Source organism: Nitrosomonas sp. (assembly GCF_024282095.1).
In the GTDB taxonomy this organism is placed as follows: Bacteria; Pseudomonadota; Gammaproteobacteria; order Burkholderiales; family Nitrosomonadaceae; genus Nitrosomonas.
On sequence record NZ_JAMWZS010000002.1, the window covers coordinates 1 to 18,407 of the forward strand.

General features: G+C 44.0%; 20 protein-coding genes. 6 read left to right on the plus strand and 14 right to left on the minus strand.

The genetic code is table 11. From position 1 onward, the window contains the following. Positions 1 to 283: 283 nt before the first annotated feature. From Q0K92_RS00875 to Q0K92_RS00895, 5 genes are all read right to left on the minus strand, one after another. A complete protein-coding gene (locus tag Q0K92_RS00875; RefSeq protein WP_297323915.1) occupies positions 284 to 625 on the minus strand; it encodes a DUF4113 domain-containing protein in 342 nt (113 codons plus the stop codon). A gap of 269 nt (positions 626 to 894) precedes the next feature. Beyond that, the gene (locus tag Q0K92_RS00880; protein ID WP_297323916.1) at positions 895 to 2,217 is read right to left on the minus strand and encodes a porin; all 1,323 of its coding nucleotides are present in this window, start codon (positions 2,215 to 2,217) and stop codon (positions 895 to 897) included. A gap of 333 nt (positions 2,218 to 2,550) precedes the next feature. Beyond that, the gene (locus tag Q0K92_RS00885; protein ID WP_297323917.1) at positions 2,551 to 3,009 is read right to left on the minus strand and encodes a hypothetical protein; all 459 of its coding nucleotides are present in this window, start codon (positions 3,007 to 3,009) and stop codon (positions 2,551 to 2,553) included. 250 nt (positions 3,010 to 3,259) lie between these two features. After that, a protein-coding gene (locus Q0K92_RS00890; RefSeq protein ID WP_297324029.1) for an IS3 family transposase occupies positions 3,260 to 4,392 on the minus strand; the annotation gives its coding sequence in 2 pieces (ribosomal slippage) (positions 3,260 to 4,122 and positions 4,122 to 4,392; 1,134 coding nt in all). A 113-nt stretch (positions 4,393 to 4,505) separates the two neighbouring features. Further along, a complete protein-coding gene (locus Q0K92_RS00895) occupies positions 4,506 to 5,417 on the minus strand; it encodes a LysR family transcriptional regulator (protein WP_297323918.1) in 912 nt (303 codons plus the stop codon). 337 nt (positions 5,418 to 5,754) lie between these two features. Between Q0K92_RS00895 and Q0K92_RS00900 the strand changes: the two genes are divergently transcribed. Further along, entirely contained in the window at positions 5,755 to 5,964 is a 210-nt protein-coding gene (locus Q0K92_RS00900) for a hypothetical protein (RefSeq protein WP_297323919.1), read from the plus strand. Between the two features lie 441 nt (positions 5,965 to 6,405). Then, the gene (locus tag Q0K92_RS00905; protein ID WP_366083864.1) at positions 6,406 to 6,804 is read left to right on the plus strand and encodes a DUF488 domain-containing protein; all 399 of its coding nucleotides are present in this window, start codon (positions 6,406 to 6,408) and stop codon (positions 6,802 to 6,804) included. A gap of 152 nt (positions 6,805 to 6,956) precedes the next feature. Here the strand turns inward: Q0K92_RS00905 and Q0K92_RS00910 are convergent, their stop codons facing one another. Both Q0K92_RS00910 and Q0K92_RS00915 read right to left on the minus strand, forming a co-directional pair. Next, a complete protein-coding gene (locus Q0K92_RS00910) occupies positions 6,957 to 7,520 on the minus strand; it encodes a YMGG-like glycine zipper-containing protein (protein ID WP_297323920.1) in 564 nt (187 codons plus the stop codon). A 15-nt stretch (positions 7,521 to 7,535) separates the two neighbouring features. Further along, positions 7,536 to 7,952, minus strand: coding sequence for a hypothetical protein (locus Q0K92_RS00915; RefSeq protein ID WP_297323921.1), 417 nt, complete (start codon positions 7,950 to 7,952; stop codon positions 7,536 to 7,538). Between the two features lie 201 nt (positions 7,953 to 8,153). On the opposite strand from Q0K92_RS00915, the gene Q0K92_RS00920 reads away from it, so the two are divergent. Continuing rightward, a complete protein-coding gene (locus Q0K92_RS00920; protein ID WP_297323922.1) occupies positions 8,154 to 8,297 on the plus strand; it encodes a hypothetical protein in 144 nt (47 codons plus the stop codon). Between the two features lie 222 nt (positions 8,298 to 8,519). Here Q0K92_RS00920 and Q0K92_RS00925 read toward each other — a convergent pair whose 3' ends face one another. From Q0K92_RS00925 to arfB, 5 genes are all read right to left on the minus strand, one after another. Beyond that, the gene (locus Q0K92_RS00925) at positions 8,520 to 9,014 is read right to left on the minus strand and encodes a hypothetical protein (protein ID WP_297323923.1); all 495 of its coding nucleotides are present in this window, start codon (positions 9,012 to 9,014) and stop codon (positions 8,520 to 8,522) included. Between the two features lie 398 nt (positions 9,015 to 9,412). Continuing rightward, a complete protein-coding gene (locus Q0K92_RS00930; protein ID WP_297323924.1) occupies positions 9,413 to 9,781 on the minus strand; it encodes a hypothetical protein in 369 nt (122 codons plus the stop codon). Positions 9,782 to 9,972: 191 nt separating this feature from the next. Beyond that, the gene (locus Q0K92_RS00935) at positions 9,973 to 10,962 is read right to left on the minus strand and encodes a serine/threonine protein kinase (RefSeq protein ID WP_297323925.1); all 990 of its coding nucleotides are present in this window, start codon (positions 10,960 to 10,962) and stop codon (positions 9,973 to 9,975) included. 23 nt (positions 10,963 to 10,985) lie between these two features. Continuing rightward, the gene (locus tag Q0K92_RS00940; protein ID WP_297323926.1) at positions 10,986 to 11,558 is read right to left on the minus strand and encodes a DUF1415 domain-containing protein; all 573 of its coding nucleotides are present in this window, start codon (positions 11,556 to 11,558) and stop codon (positions 10,986 to 10,988) included. Positions 11,559 to 11,634: 76 nt separating this feature from the next. Further along, positions 11,635 to 12,051: an alternative ribosome rescue aminoacyl-tRNA hydrolase ArfB gene (gene arfB, locus Q0K92_RS00945; protein ID WP_297324031.1), complete on the minus strand. Its 417-nt coding sequence runs from the start codon at positions 12,049 to 12,051 to the stop codon at positions 11,635 to 11,637. A 704-nt stretch (positions 12,052 to 12,755) separates the two neighbouring features. Between arfB and Q0K92_RS00950 the strand changes: the two genes are divergently transcribed. Then, entirely contained in the window at positions 12,756 to 14,105 is a 1,350-nt protein-coding gene (locus Q0K92_RS00950) for a porin (RefSeq protein WP_297323927.1), read from the plus strand. 86 nt (positions 14,106 to 14,191) lie between these two features. Here Q0K92_RS00950 and Q0K92_RS00955 read toward each other — a convergent pair whose 3' ends face one another. Continuing rightward, the gene (locus Q0K92_RS00955; protein WP_297323928.1) at positions 14,192 to 14,617 is read right to left on the minus strand and encodes a hypothetical protein; all 426 of its coding nucleotides are present in this window, start codon (positions 14,615 to 14,617) and stop codon (positions 14,192 to 14,194) included. A gap of 378 nt (positions 14,618 to 14,995) precedes the next feature. On the opposite strand from Q0K92_RS00955, the gene Q0K92_RS00960 reads away from it, so the two are divergent. Together Q0K92_RS00960 and Q0K92_RS00965 are read left to right on the plus strand one after the other, a co-directional pair. Beyond that, entirely contained in the window at positions 14,996 to 16,366 is a 1,371-nt protein-coding gene (locus tag Q0K92_RS00960) for a porin (RefSeq protein ID WP_297323929.1), read from the plus strand. 1,118 nt (positions 16,367 to 17,484) lie between these two features. Next, positions 17,485 to 17,853: a hypothetical protein gene (locus Q0K92_RS00965; protein WP_297323930.1), complete on the plus strand. Its 369-nt coding sequence runs from the start codon at positions 17,485 to 17,487 to the stop codon at positions 17,851 to 17,853. A gap of 164 nt (positions 17,854 to 18,017) precedes the next feature. Here the strand turns inward: Q0K92_RS00965 and Q0K92_RS00970 are convergent, their stop codons facing one another. Continuing rightward, positions 18,018 to 18,386: a GNAT family N-acetyltransferase gene (locus Q0K92_RS00970; RefSeq protein WP_297323931.1), complete on the minus strand. Its 369-nt coding sequence runs from the start codon at positions 18,384 to 18,386 to the stop codon at positions 18,018 to 18,020. Between the last annotated feature and the right edge of the window lie 21 nt (positions 18,387 to 18,407).

Genomic DNA, 18,407 nt, shown 5'->3' on the forward strand with positions numbered 1-18,407 from the left:
CGGCTTAAGGTGCACGCCTGGAAAGCGTGTGTACGGCTCAAACCGTACCGCGGGTTCGAATCCCGCCTTCTCCGCCATGGATCTATGATTCATGCTGGCTGCAAGCGTATGACAGTTAAATTACCATCAATTACCCCATCAAATAAATTTTGATTCAACTTGTGATCCCCCATAGTCTTGCCGCGAGAATAGGTGCAGGGCGCACGGAGCAAATTTATTTAACAAATTTTGATCATTTAGTTTTTATCTCAAAACCCTTCACTTCCCTAATAGTTTAATTATTTCATAACACACAGACCAACTCTTCCCAGTTCGTATTGTAATTAGGACTCTTGTTACCCTGCTTCATCTTCCAGGACTGCCTAAAACCTTCGGATGCCAATTTTAAAGTGCCTCGACCCATACGAGCATTGATTTGACCCATGATGTTCATTAATTTGCCAGATTGATTATCTGCTGCTGATACCGAACCAAAGAGATCCAGTTGCCGGTATTGCCTGGGTACCTGTTCAGACAACATCACACCCGCTTTCTGATATTTGTAGCCACGGCGGTAAATTTTTCGTAGACCCCATAAAGCAACTGAACTGTTAACAACAAATAGGAATGTTCGTTTTTGTGGCAAATAAATTGTCCGCTTTTAATTAAAACGCAGTGAACCCGTATTGCGGTTCATTGCGAAGCTGAGGCGGCGGATTTACGCACCAGCTTTTCATTTTTTTATTCCCTGTCCTGTTTCGTCAAGAATGGTAATTTACCGTGGCCTCTACAAGACTGCTAGATTGTCATTTCAATAGCATACCATCCACTTGTACTGTGTAACTCAAGGTAGTTATCCGCCATTCTAAAATCCAAGCGGGCTTATCAGACTATCGCCAATCTTATTGACTTGAATTAGAAAGGAATCGTAGCATCCAGCGAGAACAGAAATTGATCCTTTCTGCCATCAAACGGGCGGAATGCCATATCGATGCCGTCTGCCCTGTCGTAGCGAATGTTTTTACGGATACTGATATTGCGCATCGGTTTCCAGTCAATTTTCAATCTCTTAGCTGGTTTCCAGTTGATGCCCAGCGTGACTGCGTAATAATCTGCAGGTGCACTGATAAATGGTATGTTGCCTGCATAGCTAACCCCTTTGTTATTCAGAGCCGAAAGTATCCGGTAGGGTGAGAAAACACGCCAGCCATTCCGGTCGTGAAATCGTTCAGCACGTATGCCTATGGATAAATCACGGAAAAGATCATATGTCAGGTGCGTATTGATGCTATACCAGGCTGCATTTTGAATTCCTCCGGGCAGGTTAATGTTGCTTGCCCAGCCATGAGTATGGTGCAAGACCCAATGAGTCTTGGGTGTGATCCAATGTTGCAGGACAGTGCTGTACATTATCCAGGGTTCATTGACTGCTGTTTGTCCGTACGTTCCACCCAGTGCTACCGAGGTTTTTTGATCATTACTGTTCCAGCGAATATTGGCTAATCCTCCCCAGTTATCTAATTGTTTATCAAAACCGCCATCCCAGCCTCCGGTCGCGCTGCCCGTGGTTGCGCCACCTTGAACTGCCCAATTTTGATTGATTGTATAACTGCCTAAGAAACCTGTGTGCGTGAACGGTTCGCCACTGTTAAGAATATAAGCGCGGGTGTAAAAGAAGTTATCGGGAGCAGGGACAGTTTCATAGCCCAGCGGTGAATAAAAATGACCGGCTTTAATATTGAGACCATTTCCGACCGGCAGGTAAGTTTCAAGGTAGGCTTGAGGAAGTGCAATCCCATAAGTACGGGTCGATTTACAACACAAATTGAGATCCCAGTTACCCCTGTCCGATGGTTCACCGGTATTCTCATCGAAGGCTGATATACCAAAAGCCTGTGCATAGATGGCATCTGTTCCAAATAAGAAGTCGAAACGACCGCCAATATCCCATTTTTTGCCTTCCGATTCCACGTTACGCTGTAAAAATAGATTGAGCTGATTTAACTGAAATCGATTGGCGCGATCCGCAAACGTAACGGCACCATTGAAACCGTCCGAAGGATTATTGGCATTGTATGTCGCGCCACCGTTGATCCAACCACCCAATTCCAAACCACTTTCCTTGAACAGGTTTGTCATGTTATTCGCATGTACACTACTCAAATTCAATAGAATCGAAAACAGAGTCCCTGTCCAAATGTATAGCGTTTGATTATTTTTTTTTGCTGTATGGTTCATTTTTCTAAATTCTCTTTTCAAAGTGGATCGTACCTTATCTCAGTCAAGACAATGGCGCATACCGGGAAAACCATTATTCTTTAATAAGAGAAACTATTAGAGACGCATTCCACTTTATAGAAGAATTTATGATTATTTAGATAGAATGAAGCAACTAACTTGTGCGGTCTACGAATGCTTTTTTTGTAAAAGTCACTGCAGGGAAAGCAAAACGCCCAGGGTCAGAAAACCGAGGGCGCTTTGAAGAGGTGGTGTTGGGAATCAAATAATTCTTACTGGATTCTTATTACCTATAAAACCAAGATCCTTATCTTCATTGGATTTCTAGGCGTTTCACAAGTTGTTTGAGTTCGAATCTTGCTTAGTCTTGATTGTACGGTTGCCTTGTTGATCAGGAATTTCTGTCGGCTTGGCATATTCGCGTCGCATTAATTCTGCCGCTATCTTTCGATGAAAATGAGCCTGTTTTTGTGCTTCTTGTGCAGCTTGCTCATAATAACGTAAATTGCCCGTGGCATGTGATTGGAAATCCTGCCCTCCTCGCCCATAGTATTGGCTTTTATCTTCATAGTGTTGCAAGGCTCTCTTTTTTTCTGCAGCTTTTGTGGCCATTTCTTTGGCTACATCGTCATAGTAATTAGCCAACTTATCATGATCGCTATAAGTTTTTGCATTCTGTGCCAGCTTTCTACCATCATCAATTTGTGCTTCTAGTGGACCCAGTTGTGCACACGCGACCAATAGAGAAAGCAAAGGTAAAACCACAAGATATTTTCTCAGTTTTATGCTCATGATAGTAACTCCAAGTAGAACGACATGGGAGCATATTATCTGAGTCAATAGAGCCATGGATATTGGGGAAACTATTGTTCTTTTCTAAGGAAAACTATTAAGAAACATTCTGCTTGGTAATGTGACTATGGCTACTTTGTATTGATAAACAGGACATTCTTAGCTTCTTACCAAAAATCTGTGAAGTGGTCCCCTACAACTGTACAACCTGAAAGTAGAATTAAGCTCTGCCATGGGTAGTTAATCAAGCTCAGGCAGCCTGATGAATTGCTTGAAATTGATAGTAAACCTCATTGGGAGTTTGGTTATCAAGACTTTGATGAAAACGTTCCTGATTGTACCAGTCAAACCACTGAGTCAAACTTTTCCTTACCTCCTTTAAGTCACTAAATGCCCTGGTGTATAAGAACTCATACTTTACTGTACGCCATAGCCGTTCAACAAAAATATTATCCTGATAACAACCCTTTCCATCCATGCTGACCTGAACATCGTGATTTCTCAAAACAGCAATCCATGCTTCGCTGGTGAATTGAGCACCCTGATCGGTATTGAATATCTGCGGACAGCCGTGATCTTGAATAGCAGCCTCCAATGCCTGAACGCAGAAATCCGCATTCATCGTGTTGGATAAGCGCCAGCTCAGTACTTTACGGGAATGCCAGTCCATGATGGCAACCAAATAGCCAAAGCCTTTCTCCATCGGTACATAGGTAATATCAGCAGCCCAGACTTGATTGGGTCGATTGATTACCTTACCTTTGAGCAGATAAGGATATATTTTGTGTTGTTTGGCTGGAATACTGGTTCCCGGTTTGGGCGCGGTGCTGATAATGCCCAGAGTCTTCATCATGGATGCTGCTTTCTTGCGACCGATCAGTATTCCCTGACGCAAAAACCACGTGGCGTAGCTGCGTGATCCATATTGCGGTGTTTTTAGGTATTGCTCATCCATTTTTCGTAGCAAAGTCAGTTCCGCGTCAGTAGCTGGTTGTGGCTGATAATAATAAGTCGAGCGCGCCAAACCTAGTAAGTGGCATTGGCGAACACGACTTGGTTTGTCGTTAAGCTCAATCATCATCTTGCGTTCCGTTGTGCTTAATGATCGAGCTTTCTGGCTAAAAAATCGCGTTCTACCGTCAGTTGCCCTATGACACGATGTAAATCGTCTGTGGTTTGTCCGCTTGCTTTGCCAGCACTGTTGTTCTTGGAAAACAACTCGGCCGCTTGTTCTATGAGTTGCCGTTTCCAGCTATTGATCTGCGTGGGATGTATCCCATAACGTGCTGCCAGTTGCGCAATGGTTTCATCTCCCCGTATCGCCGCCAGCGCTACTTTCGCCTTGAATTCACTGGAATATTGTGTGCGTTTCTTGCTCATGATTATGATCCTCGGATTGTCCATAGCAGAGCTTAACAACCTGTACAGTTTTGCGGTACCACTTCATGTAAATAGCTATTAATTACGTTTCATAAGCATTAGGTCTGAAGCCAGACCTATTTTAAAGATTGATCCCAGTAAGGCATATCACCGACGTGTTCTGTCAGGAAATTAATAAAAGAGCTTATCTTTTTCGGCAAATGTCTACTTGGAAGATAGCACGCATAAATATGACGCTCTACCGATAGGTATTCTGGAAGCGCCGCCTGAAGCCGGCCTTTTTGCAATTCCATGCCAATAGTATAGGTGGGCAACAAAGCGATTCCTAATCCATGGAGAGCTGCTTGTGCAAGCGCGTCATTATCATTGATACGCAAGGTCCCTGTTACTGGAACCTTGATCTTGCCTCCCGGCCCGATGAAGCGCCAGTAGCCTTGTTCAGCCGAGAGCGCACAATCGAGACAGTTATGTTTCACCAGATCTTCTGGTGTTTGCGGCACCCCCCATTGTTGGAAGTACTGCGGGGTTGCACACAATATGCGGCGCACAGGCGCAATCTTACGAGCTACTAGATTGGGATCAGGCTCGTTTGTCACACGAATTTGCACATCATATCCTTCTTCGATCAAGTCACCTGGACGATCGGTAATGGTCAAATCAACTTTTATTTTAGGGTAACGAGCAAGAAAACAAGGAAGTGCAGGAGCGACATGGCGCGTGCCAAAAGAGCTGGGCACACTCACTTTCAGTGTTCCGCGCGGTTCAGCATGAAGGCTACTCACTACTTGCTCGGCATGTTCAGCCTCTGCCAGGATACGTGCTACATGCTCTGAAAGCGCGATACCTGTCTCCGTCAAACTAAGATGTCGAGTACTGCGGAGAAGTAATCGTGTACTCAGATTCTTCTCAAGTTTAGCGACGGCTTTACTGACCGCTGCACGAGAGATATCCATACGACGCGCCGCTTCCGCAAAACTGCCTGCTTCCACGACGCGTGCAAAAATGATGAAAAGGTTAAGATCTTGCATGATGCAATTGTATCTAATATGGAAACGAAATGTTTCATTTTTTGGTACTTCCCTCCGATCCACTCTCTCTATATTATCTCTTCCAAGGTGAGATATTTATATTAGATGCCGCAAAGAAATTATGGTTATTTATTGTAACTAAAAGACTAATATTTATATTAACCTTAATTAGCGCGTTCTTATTCACTTAAAGTGAGATACTTCCGGTTGGTCAATGAAGGATCTTATTGTCAACCTGAGAGAGCGTTTCATTAATAGGGTTATTTTTACAAGTCAGATGCACATTCTTTACTACTTGTATAAATAATCAACAAATGTACTACAAGGAGTAGAACTTATGGAAACCAAAGAGTTATTTAAATCACCCCAGTTATTTGTAGTTTATGCAATCACTATCCTTTATACCATTACGTTTTATTTGGCGGCAGTCATAGCGCCATCTACTGATAATGCAGTATGGGGCCTACAAGGCATAAATCAGGTTGCCAAGCTAGAAACGAATGGTCTTAATCATCCTCAAGTAGTACGGAATAATAGTTCGGGTTAAACCTGATAAAGATCGTGCCCCCGTTTTTGTAATCAAGCAAATCATTGCAAGGGAACAAAAAGCATCAGCGGGGGCATTTGAACAAAAATATGCGGTCAAGGAAAACAACGCAAATGATTACAAGGAGTAAAATTTATGAAGATCAGAGACCTATTAAAAAAACCTCAGTTATTTGAAGTTTATGCAATTACTATTTATTTTACAGTCACGTTCTGTTTAATTCTTTTTTACAGTTATGTTCTGTTTAATTCTCTTTAGCGGCAGTTATAACAGCTTCTACTGATAATGCATTTGGAGCCCACAAGGCATATACCAGGTTGTTCTGACCCAATCTTCGCGGAAACCGGACATATGGAACCACCGTATCCGGCTCGACTTCCCTACGTCAAATCAGTGCATATTAGAGCACCGATACAGTTTTGAAATCCACTTTTGCGAGCAGTGAAATGGGTTGAGAATGATCAAAAATCATTGCCATGTTCTACAAATACCATGAGCGCTATCAAAATTAAACGGGTATACGAAAAGGCTGCGAAAGATGAATACAGGATCTTGGTGGATAGATTGTGGCCTCGAGGATTGACTAAAGAACAAGCAGCAATTGATTTGTGGCTAAAAGAGATTGCACCTTCGTCGGAATTACGTAAGTGGTTTGGGCATGATCCAGAAAAATTCCTTGAATTTCGCACTCACTATGTTGCAGAACTTACACAAAATCCTGCTGCAGCAATTATTTCAAACTTATTAATCGAACATAAGAATGTAGCCTTGGTATATGCAGCTAAAAGCGAGGATATTAATCATGCGGCCGTGCTTAAAGAATTTATGGAATCAATGTAGAAGATGCCAGTTTCGTACATCAGTTATGTGCCTTATCGCTGATCATAATTGCCCAACAAAGAGGTATCACCTCATGGTTTCCTGAATACACACCAAGAAGTATTAATAATCATCGACTTGTTATCTAAAAACCTCACAAGCCACTGAAAAAATTATCGAGTAGGCGGTGGTGGCGGTGGATTACCCGGCGGGGGCGGGGGCGGGGGTGGTGGTAGAGTAGAGCTCGCTGGCGGCGTTGAAATTCTTCGATTGCGGCCATCATAAACAGCGGATGGATCCCTGGTGACGTTACCCGAAACGGGAACAGTATGGCCTTTCGCATACATGCAAGGAATATAGCTGTTGTCATATCTTTGTTGACTGATATTTCCTGAAGATGTGGCATTGCTTGTTCCAAACAGTGCGCCTGCTAAAAGACCTAAACCAGCACCTATGGCAGCACCCTCTCCACCACCTATAGCAGCGCCTGCGGCAGCACCAAGCCCGGCTCCAATGGCGGCACCTTCTACACCGCTCGTCCGGGAGGATTGTCGAGGAGTATTGCCTTCAATCTGTTGATAAGCGTATTCTTTGCATTCGCTGTCATCTTGACGAAACTGATCAAAGCTTTTACCAGAACCGGGTAATGCCATCACACTGGGGCCTGTTGGCAGATTTACACAGGCGCTCAATATACAAGCGATCAGTAATATGGATAATCTTCTCATTATTAGCATGTTTACCTTTATTCGTTATTGTCCGGAAGGCTGCGGCGCTACTTGTAGCCAACCCGCCGGGCAATTTTTTACGTATGGGTAGTAACCTTCAGGGTTTTGGCAATAGTACCAATAACTGATTTGTGGCTGAGCTGGTTGTACCTGTGGTTGCTGTACATAAACCGGCGGTGACGTCGGTACGATCACAGTTTGTGGATAAGCATAAGCAGGTGGATAGTAAAAAGGATAGCCATAACCATATCCGCCATAACCATACCCACCGAAGCCATAGCCACCATACCCGTAACCACCATAAAATCCAGGGCCGAAGTAACCTAGGCCAATACTTAAATGACTGTGACTATGCCCTCCACCTCGCGCCCAAACAGAACTGTTTGTTATGAATGTCATAAGCAGCACGATTGCTAGATATGTCAATTTCATATTTTTCATAGGAATCCCGGTGAATATTCGATATGGGTAGTGAGACAGAAACGTTAGACTAGTACATTACTCCACAATTCCATCAGCGTGCAAAACTAGCTTTCCCATATAAAATAAAAATTCAATCACTCCTAATCCGGCCAGATGAAAAGTGGAGACCTTCACCGCGCGGGGTGATCTATCTTGAAGAATGTGCTTTGAAGAAGTGCCATGTCCAAAATTCCTAGCGATGAAATAGATGAGTCTGATGATGACGAGTTGCTTGCAAACAAAATCAATGTAAAAACAAGGGATAGCAAAGAAGCGCCCTTTTTATTACCGCCTTATTGCACGAAGACTGTTGAAAACATTTAGCATTAAGGGGAAAGCAAAATAAAGTAAAACCGTATCAGGGATCCGGCGGCATGCCCTTCGCGCCGGACGGCAGCGCAATCCTTGAGCGTTAGCAGGCCCGTTGAAAAACGCTCTCGAGGCAAAAACCGGCGAGAAAGCGCAGTTTATGCGTAATCAATGCGCATTTTTTACCTGTTTTTAACACCGCAGCGGCAACGCAGATAGTCTTTCAACCAGCCTAAGTTAATGCAGCAATTGGTTTGCTGCTCGCTGCTGCTGGGGAAACAAATGAGTTATCTCTTCCTTGTGTATTTTAAAACTGTGCATGAAAGGGATAATTTTAAATTGAATAAATTTACTTAAGTCATTTTCTTTAGAGAAATTGGCAGCAAAGCGCATGAAAAAATCAAGCACCGTTTCCTCATCAACTTGATGAAATGGTTGCAAGGTATGACTACACACTAAATGGCTTTTAGAACACAGGAAAGGTGTTAAACGTTGAAACTGTTCAAAATCTTCAGATTCATAATAACAACAAGTCAAAAGATTGGCGAAATTGTTCTCAAGGGCAGCTAAGCGCAAGTTATGGAAAAATGCAACAGTATGGAATTGAAAAGAATTTTCAGGAATCTGGATAGCAGTTTCATAATCAATCTCTGGAATATGCAAATCAGCGATACGTTGCAAATGATTAAATAATGAATAGCACCCTGCCCCTACTTGTTTATCTGTTTTCATTGGATTCACCTCTAACTATAGTGACAATTTAATTAAAAGTTTGTTTCTGACTTTCAACCAAACAAAATAAGACGAAACAAGTATAACTCCATGAAATTATAGCCAATGCTTTAAAAAAGCAGGTTATAGGGTCTATTTGTAATAAATTTGTTTAAAGTCTTCTTGGGCACAGCCCACCCATAATTGATGACAACCTGGCAGGTATCAGGAACGATGTTAAGACGTTGTGTTTTATGGCTATAACAAGCGCAATTAGTCTTATGGCAACACAAACTGCGACCAATCAACCGCATCAAAAAGCATTGAGAGCGATTCTTCAGTACTCGGCAATTTAACATTTTATTGATATTCGTTTAGCCTCAAAGTGGAGATATCGCTTTGATAGTTCATGACCAGATCTATTTTTGATTGCCACCTTCCATGTGGAACCTGTGGAGGATACGATGTACGACAGGTGCGAGAATAACGCCAGCGGCAACGATAACAGTTAGGCCGCAATAAAGCGCATACAGACCTGCAAAGAGCTTGCCGCCAAAAGTAATTGGTGTATCTACAGGTCCCATTCCGCCCAGTAACATTGACGCATTTAGGAATGCATCAATCCAACTCAGTCCTTCAAGGATGTGATAGCCGACCATACCGATGAGCAAGGAAAGTGCTATGAGTACGAGTGAGATAATACCGCTGTGAGCCAGTCGGATAATGAACTGATGCGGAGGAATTACGGGCTGAGCTCGATGCTCAAATTCAGGGAATAGCTTTTTCACCATGCGTCCAACGAAACATACACAACATTAATCAAGTCAGCCCCAGGAGTCTGCCGGACTTAAGGGCAATCGTAGCGAGCCGAGTGGAAGAACGAGTGCGGATTTTATCGATTTTGAAGCGCATAGTAGATCTATGCAACAATAAATTGAAGGAATATGAACCGTTATCCCACTGGCGCAGTCGATTGACCTTAAGTCCGATAAGCCCCTAACGGCGGCTCGTCCATTAGCGCGATCTGTTCGCGTAATTCCAAAATGCGTTCTTCCCAATAACGTTGCGTATTAAACCACGGAAAGGCTTGCTTGAAGGCTGGATCGTCCCATCGCTGTGCCAGCCAGGCGGCGTAATGAATCAGACGCAAGGTACGTAGAGCTTCGATCAGATACAACTCACTTGAATCAAAATCGTAAAAATCTTCATACCCCGCCAACACGTCATTCAACTGCCGCACCATATCTGCACGTTCGCCCGACAATAACATCCACAAATCCTGCACAGCCGGCCCCATACGGCTATCGTCAAAATCCACGAAGTGCGGACCGCTTTCCGTCCACAGCACATTGCCCGCATGGCAATCGCCATGCAGACGTAGCGCTTTCACATTGCTGCCGGCACGTGCAAAGCAATGACGCACACCCGTCAGTGCCAGCTCTGCTACGCTGCGATAGGCAACCTCGAGATCAATCGGGATAAAATGATTGGTCAGTAAGAAATCAAGCGGTTCTACACCAAAGCTCGCTATGTCCAGTGTGGGGCGATGCTGAAACGGCTTGAGTGCGCCAATGGCGTGGATGCGACCCAGAAAGCGCCCCATCCATTCCAGCGTGTTGCGATCTTCAAATTCAGGTGCCCGTCCACCGCGTTTGGAAAAAATGGCGAAACGAAACCCTTCGAAGGTGTGGAGTGTTTTTCCACCCAACACCAATGCAGGTACCACAGGAATTTCGCGCTCGACCAACTCCTGCACGAAAGCGTGTTCTTCCAGTATGGTTTCATCCGTCCAGCGCTCCGACCGGTAGAATTTTGCTATCAGCGGCAAACCGTCTTCCATACCGACCTGATAGACGCGATTCTCGTAGCTGTTAAGTGCCAATAGGCGGCCATCGCTATGGCATCCCAGGCTGTCCAACGCGTTCATGACGCAATCAGGGGTCAGTGAAGAGAAAGTTGGCGATGTCACCGTTAGATCTCTTTGCGCATAGATTAATTTTCCAAAAGAGGACTGACCTTGGCCAGCCCCAAGTCATTCCAGCCTGTGTGCCCCAAACAACGCAGTGTCTCTATATTCTTATCGAATATTTTCCCGGCTTCGGGAAAAGCCGACACCGCCTGCACGATACTAGCTTCGCGCAACAAGTGCAGCATGGGATACGGCGATCGATTGGTGTAGTTCTCGATATCGTCAGGCTGCGTCCCGGCAAATTGATACTGCGGGTGAAAACTGGCCACTTGCAACACATTTTCCAAGTCCATGTCCTCCAGCGCAGCATCGACTACATCGAGAAAATCGTTGTAGTCGATAAAATCGGTGAGCACATAAGGATGAACCAGCAGGGTTGTATCGACACTGACTGCGGGTGTTTCAGCCAGCATTTCCAGCGCTTGCATGAGGTCTTTTAGCAAATCCTCATGCGTTGTCGCACTGCTCACCACATAGCTTATCTGATTTTTCACGTGTACGGCCTTGGCGAATGGGCACAGATTGAGACCAATGACGGCCCGCTCCAGCCATAGTTTGGTCGCAGCTATGATTTTTTCGTTGGTTGTGATATTCATTTTAATTGTAGATACTCCAGAATATTAAGTCATGCTCGCCAACATGACTGACAGTTGCGCATTCGTTTCAGCAGAATTACTCCTCTTCAATCTTACCCCGTAGCGACTTTCTTCGACTCTGAATCGCTTTACCTTCCAAACGTTTTATCTTGGAAGCTTTTGTTGGCTGAGTGGGTTTTCGCGGTTTCATCCGGACAATAACGCTTTTGATCATTTCCCGCAGCCGGTTGAGTGCATCTTCTTTGTTCTTGATCTGGCTACGATGTCGCTGCGCCTTGATGATAACGACACTTTCATTCGAGATTCGATTATCCTTTAAATTCAGTAATCTTTCTTTGTATATTTCTGGCAATGATGAAGCCCTGATATCAAACCGCAAATGAATCGCGGTCGACACTTTATTGACATTCTGTCCGCCGGAGCCCTGTGAGCGTACCGCTTGTATTTCGATCTCAGCCAAGGGTATTGCGATATTGCCTGATATTCTCAACATGGTTAGCCGCTCAATTTCCTCTTCTTGATTCATGTCATGATTTAGTAATAAGCGGAATCACCCAATTCATACCTCCGGAAAGATACTGCTGATCCAAGTTACGCTGATTGATGAGCTATCGCACGGCCTAACAAGCCTGTTGCTGTTAAGACAATCACTGGTCAGACTTATTTACCATCCTGACCGGCATTCAAAAATACCGCCTCTGGCATTATGCCATTGTCTGCGGGTGTCCAGCGGCCTGTGATAGCAATACCTGTTTATCCTGTCAGATGAATGGTTATCGAATCAACTACGAATCGATGACCATTTACGCCGATCTTTATTGCTTTGATATGACAACATCGTAATTCACCACAATCTCATGATTGATGTAATACTCAAAATAAAATAGTAAAATAAAACAAAATAATGAGATGGGTTCATGTAACTTTTAAAACGAGTAATCCTACTAAACGTTTTGAGAGAGCGGGTGCTTGTACTTCAGCCTCAGCATTTTTATGTCGCCACACAAGGAACTGAATCTGTTAGTTATCGAGAATGAGCATGTTATCTGCAATTAAGAAAAAGAATTCACCCTATGAATTAGCAAGTCTTCTGAAAATGACATCATTCCAGTTTTGATGAACTAAAAGCCACAATCCGCTCAACCACTTGTCGTGGACATTGCGCATTTACAAACCAACCCATATCGTCACACAAAGATGAAATACTCAAAATGGCTGTTATTGGCCACAATAGGCAGTGTACTTATTTTTATTACCGATTCGGCTACTCTGTATGCTGCAGGTACTTTAAAGAAATTTGTTAATGACAATCGAATAAAATTCGGCGGCTGGATTCATGGGGGCGCAACGCTTAATCCCAGCCAGACCAATGGGTTTAATGGCCCGGTTGCTTTTGCCGATCAAGCCAACCGTTTTCAGTTGAATCAATTTAATTTGTTCCTGCAGCGCTCGGTCGTATCTGAAACCAATAAATGGGATTTTGGCGGGCGTTTTGATTTTATGTTTGGTACAGATGCCATCTATACGCAAGCATTTGGTGTTCCAACTTTTGATGTACATTCCGGTGAACCTCTCCAAAGAAATAACTGGGATCTCAATATATGCTGCTCATCCACGCGCACCTATGGCATAGCACTCCCGCAAGCTTACCTGGAAGCACACGTGCCGATTGGTAAAAATGGACTCAATCTCAAAATGGGGCATTTTTATTCACCAACCGGTTTTGAAACAGTGCCGGCACCAGATAACTTTTTTTATACGCGTGCTTATTCTTTTAATGCCGGTGAGCCCTTTACGCACACCGGTTTGCAGGCAAACTATACCATTAACAATAATTGGGCAGTTTCCGGCAGTGCTGTGACTGGTAGCGCCACTGGCGGCTGGGACGGCGGATGGAATAGGCAGTTAGGTAACTGGGGCGGCATTGGCGGCATCACCTGGACCAGCGATAACCATGCAACCTCACTGAATATTACCGGCACTTTTGGCGAGACTTCGGCACAAAACAGCGCAGCATGGGGAATGTATAATACGGTATTGCAACACAAAATTAATCCCAAAACGCTGTTGGTTCTTCACCATGTTCACGGTTTCGCTAACAGCGTGTTATTGAATAACCTGAAGCACACCAACGTTGTCAAAGATGCTCAATGGATGGGTCTGGTCGCCCATTTATACTATGATCTTACCGAGCATGTATCGCTAGGCTTCCGGGGAGAGTGGTTTCGCGACCGGGACGGCTTTCGCAATCCATCGCCATTCCGGATCGCAGCAGCCACCAACATTGTGAATGGCGTACCCGTGAGTTATGCTGGCAATTTCAGCAGCGTAACCATTACGCCAGCGGATTATTATGCAGCGACTGTCGGGCTAAACTGGAAAGCAGCCAAGACACTAAAGCTTCAGTGGGATGCGATAAAAAAGCTCAGCATTCGTCCCAACATCCGTTATGACAGGGTCGATGCTTACCATACAGCGGCTTATAGACCGTTTGCCGGTCATAAGGATCAGATTCTGTTTTCGCTGGATTTCGTACTGCCCTTCTAACCATCTCGCCATCTCGCATCAGCGGGAAGGCGAAGAAACTGAAAACCGCAACCGCCGATCTCACTCGACGGTTGTTTGATCGATTCTCAAAGTTCTTTGTTACCGGAATACTCGGGGTTCTCCGTTGTAAGATCACGATCATCCGGATCGATTTCCGCTGTATTTATCTGACTATTCTGTTGTTCCATTGCCATTTTCCTATGAAGTTCAGCATATTTCAGGCTTTCTCTCAATGTTCTCTCATGTGCACGAATATTGGCCGACGTATGTGATGGCAAATCCAGGCCTTGCCTGCCATAGTAATAAGAACGTGCTTCATAGTCTTCAAGTATTTCTTTGTTCTCTTGTAGTCGTATTTTTGCTTCCTTGGCCAAGTTCTCGTAATGCTTTACCAAGGCTTCATGATCATTATCGGCAACCCCTACCGGAGCAACCACAGATGGACTCATTTGCGCGCAAGCAGCTAATACAGTCAGCGCAAGCAGCGGTATTAGAAGTTTTAGTGCTTTCATAATGAATACCCTCCAAATATAAAACGCATGACATCATCTTAATTCGGCCGGTACGCTCTGTATATTGGGAAAACCATTGTTTTTCATTAATGGAAACCATTAACCATTTCCCGTGTAATACTTAGATAATTAAGCCATTTTCCGTAGAGTCCCATGCACAAAGCAAGAAAATTGCAACAAAAACAAGCAATCAAAAATTGCCGGGAATGCAAAAGAAACTACCCTCCGGTCGCCATCCGGATGGGAATGTTTCATTAAAGCGTCTATAATCACGCCCGCATATTTTATTCTGTAAAATACTTGAGTCGTCGTATGAAGTACCCAACAAATCCAATGCTGGCATAACACGCGCTTTTCTTCTTCCGGAATAGTCCCAGAATGCAATGTATCTTGAAGCTTCCAAGATGGTTGTTATTTGCCATAACATGCAGTGTATTAATTTTTACAGCGTTTACAACGCATGCGGATAATCTCCATGCCAATCATCCCAGGATTAAAAAATTATTTAACGATAGCAGGTTGGAATTGGGCGGCTGGATTCACGGCGGGGCGACCTTTAATCCCAGTCAAACCAATGGTTTTAATGGCCCGGTTATTTTTGCCGATCAGGCTAACCGGTTTCAACTCAATCAATTGAATTTGTTTATGCGGCGCCCGGTCGTCTCAGAAGGCAAAGTATGGGATTTTGGCGGGCGTTTCGATTTTATGTTTGGAACAGACGCCATATTTACTCAGGCTTTTGGTGTGCCAGCGTTTGATGTGAATTCCGGAGAACCTCTGAAAAGAAGTAACTGGGATCTCAATTTATGTTGCTCTTCCACGCGGACGTATGGTATTGCCCTTCCGCAAGCATACCTAGAAACCTATGTACCGATTGGCAATGGACTTAACATCAAGCTGGGACATTTTTATACCCCGACGGGCTTTGAAACCGTTCCAGCACCCGACAATTTCTTTTATACGCGCGCTTATACGCTGAATGTTGGCGAACCCTTCACCCATACAGGCATGCTGGCAAACTATATCGTCAACAAAAACTGGTTAATCTTAGGTGGCCCACTTACCGGCAGCGCCAATGGCGGATGGGATGGCGGATGGGACAAACAATTAGGAAATTGGAGCGGGCTTGCCGGTTTTACGTGGACTAGTGATAATCGCGCGACTTCATTTCATTTCTCCGGCACCTATGGCGAAATTTCGACGCGCAGCAGTGAACCCTGGGGATTTTATAACATTATTTTGCAGCACAGGATTACGCCTAAAACCCTATTAGTTCTACACCATGTTTATGGGCTTGCAGGTGGCGTTCTGTTGAACAATCCGAAATACACCAATGTAACAAAAGATGCGGAATGGTTTAGTGCGATTGCACATCTATACTATGATCTAACAGATAATCTGGCAATCGGTGCTCGGGGCGAATGGTATCGCGACAAGGCCGGTTTTCGCAATCCATCCCCGTTCCGGATAGCCGCTGCTACTAATGTCGTCAATGGTACAGCAGTCAGCTATGCGGGCGACCTCAGCAGCGTAACCATTGCACCGGCAGATTATTACTCCGTGACTGTAGGGCTAAACTGGAAGGCAGCCAAGACCTTGAAACTTAAATGGGATTTATTAAAGAAGCTAAATATTCGCCCCAATATTCGTTACGATCGGGTCGATGCCTATCATACAGCCGCTTATCGGCCGTTTGGTGGTAACAAAGATCAAATTTTATTTTCACTCGATTTCTTATTACCCTTCTAACAGGCGTTGAAAAACTATCTGCGTTGCCGCTACGTTGTTAAAAACATGCTCAGGATGCTCATTGATTACGCATAAACCGCTTATTCACCTGCTTTTACCTGGTTTCGGTTGCCTCTGAAACATTTTTCAACAGCCCGCTAATGGATGTTAGCTCAGATCAGATTGACACATAAATAGTCAAAGTTACTGCTTTTTTGGATTACTAGGCGGTTTGCAATAAAACCGTGCTGAAAACTCTGCGCTACGCTGCCGGTTTCTAATAACGTCCCCTCCTTCGTTAACACATACCATGACCGATTTGTCCAGATTCGGGAAATACTCGTTGGATCCGGGCTGTGCTGAAGTTGGTGGAACTTTTTCTCTTATTCTGGCGCACAATTCAGGTTCATTGGGTTTTAACGGTGCGCCTTCCATCGCGGGTAGTGGACAAAGATTACAGGGATCTCCCGGACATAAGCACCCTGTACAGCTCGCATGCGCTGACAATGACCATCCACTTAACCATAAACCACAAAAAAGAAACGCGCTTACTTTAATCACAGACCATACAAACATTTTCATTTTTCTCATAAATATTTCTATTCCATCGCATAAATCGCAACTATTAATTGTGAATGACTTATACTTCATCTAAGTTATCGTAATTCCATTATAAATGTTCGTTTTATAACTTGCTGCTTATTAGAAAATATTTAGCAGGTTGTTAAGAAACTATCTGCGTTACCGCCACGATGTTAAAAACAGGCTCAAAATGCTCATTGATTACACATAAAGTGTGCTTTCTCGCCTGCTTTTACCCGGTATCGACTGCCTCGAAAACGTTTCTCAACAGCCTGCCAGATACATTTTTTAATAAGAAATTGTTCAAGCTCATGCCAATGATAAACAAAGGCATATGCTTTTTGACAAACTGATTTTAATTCAATACCCTATTTGCACATGAATCAATTACCTGAAATTCAAAAATGGCATTCATTAGATTCCACGCTGACTCATATAGTGTATTGGAAAAATGCATCAGTACTGCAGTTTTTGTTTCACAGGATTCAAAATTTGTTTCTCCCTTACCATTCGAATTCTTGGGATGAATTCAATCGACATCAATGATTTTAAGGACAATGATGAAGACTATTTTCAATAATAACATCGGACTATTCATTAGCATTTGCTTTGCCCTATTTTTGAGTATTTTGTACGTGCCGTTTGCAAGTGCAGAAGCCATTGAGCATCTGCAGAAAAATGCCAGCAATACTTATGAGCGCATGATACAAGCCAAACAATCTGCTGAAACACTCGCTAAAGATGCAGCGTTTGCAGAAAAGAAAGTAGCCTCTATCAAACAAAAGCTATCAGCGGCGGAAGAAGAAGCAGAAATTGCTCGAATAAAGGCTGAAAAGGCTAGAACGTTGCTGGAGCAAGCAACGAATCAGTGGAAACAAGCCACTGAGGCCTTAGCGAGTGAATGGGGAAAAACTGAGAGAAAATAATTAAAACTTATTTGGCAGGCCATTGAAAAACTATATGCGTTGCTGCCGTGGTGTTAAAAACAGGCGCAAAATGTGCATTGATTACGTATAAACTGCGCTTTCTCACCTTTTTTGCTTGGTATCGGCTGCCTCGAAAAAGTTTTTCAGCGGTCTGTTAGCTATCGCTATCGTTGAAGAATCATTTTGACATGCGCAATTCCCGCATCCATAAACTCTTTCCCATATGCCTGAAATCCAAACTTTTCGTAGAATCGAACAGCAGTAGTCTGTGCATTTAGCATGACTTCGGGTATTCCGCGATTACCTATCTCTTCCAGTATTTTTAGCATCATGGCGCTGCCGATTCCCTTCCCACGCCATTCTTTTAATACCGCCATACGTCCGATATGTCCATCCGGTAACAATCGTACAGTTCCTACGGGCTGTCCGTCAGCATTAAGTGCAAGCACATGCGTACTGATTGCATCAAACTCATCCCATTCCAGGTCTTCCGGGACTCGTTGTTCATGAATAAAAACCGCTGTTCGAATCATTCGTAAAGCAGATGCCTCGTC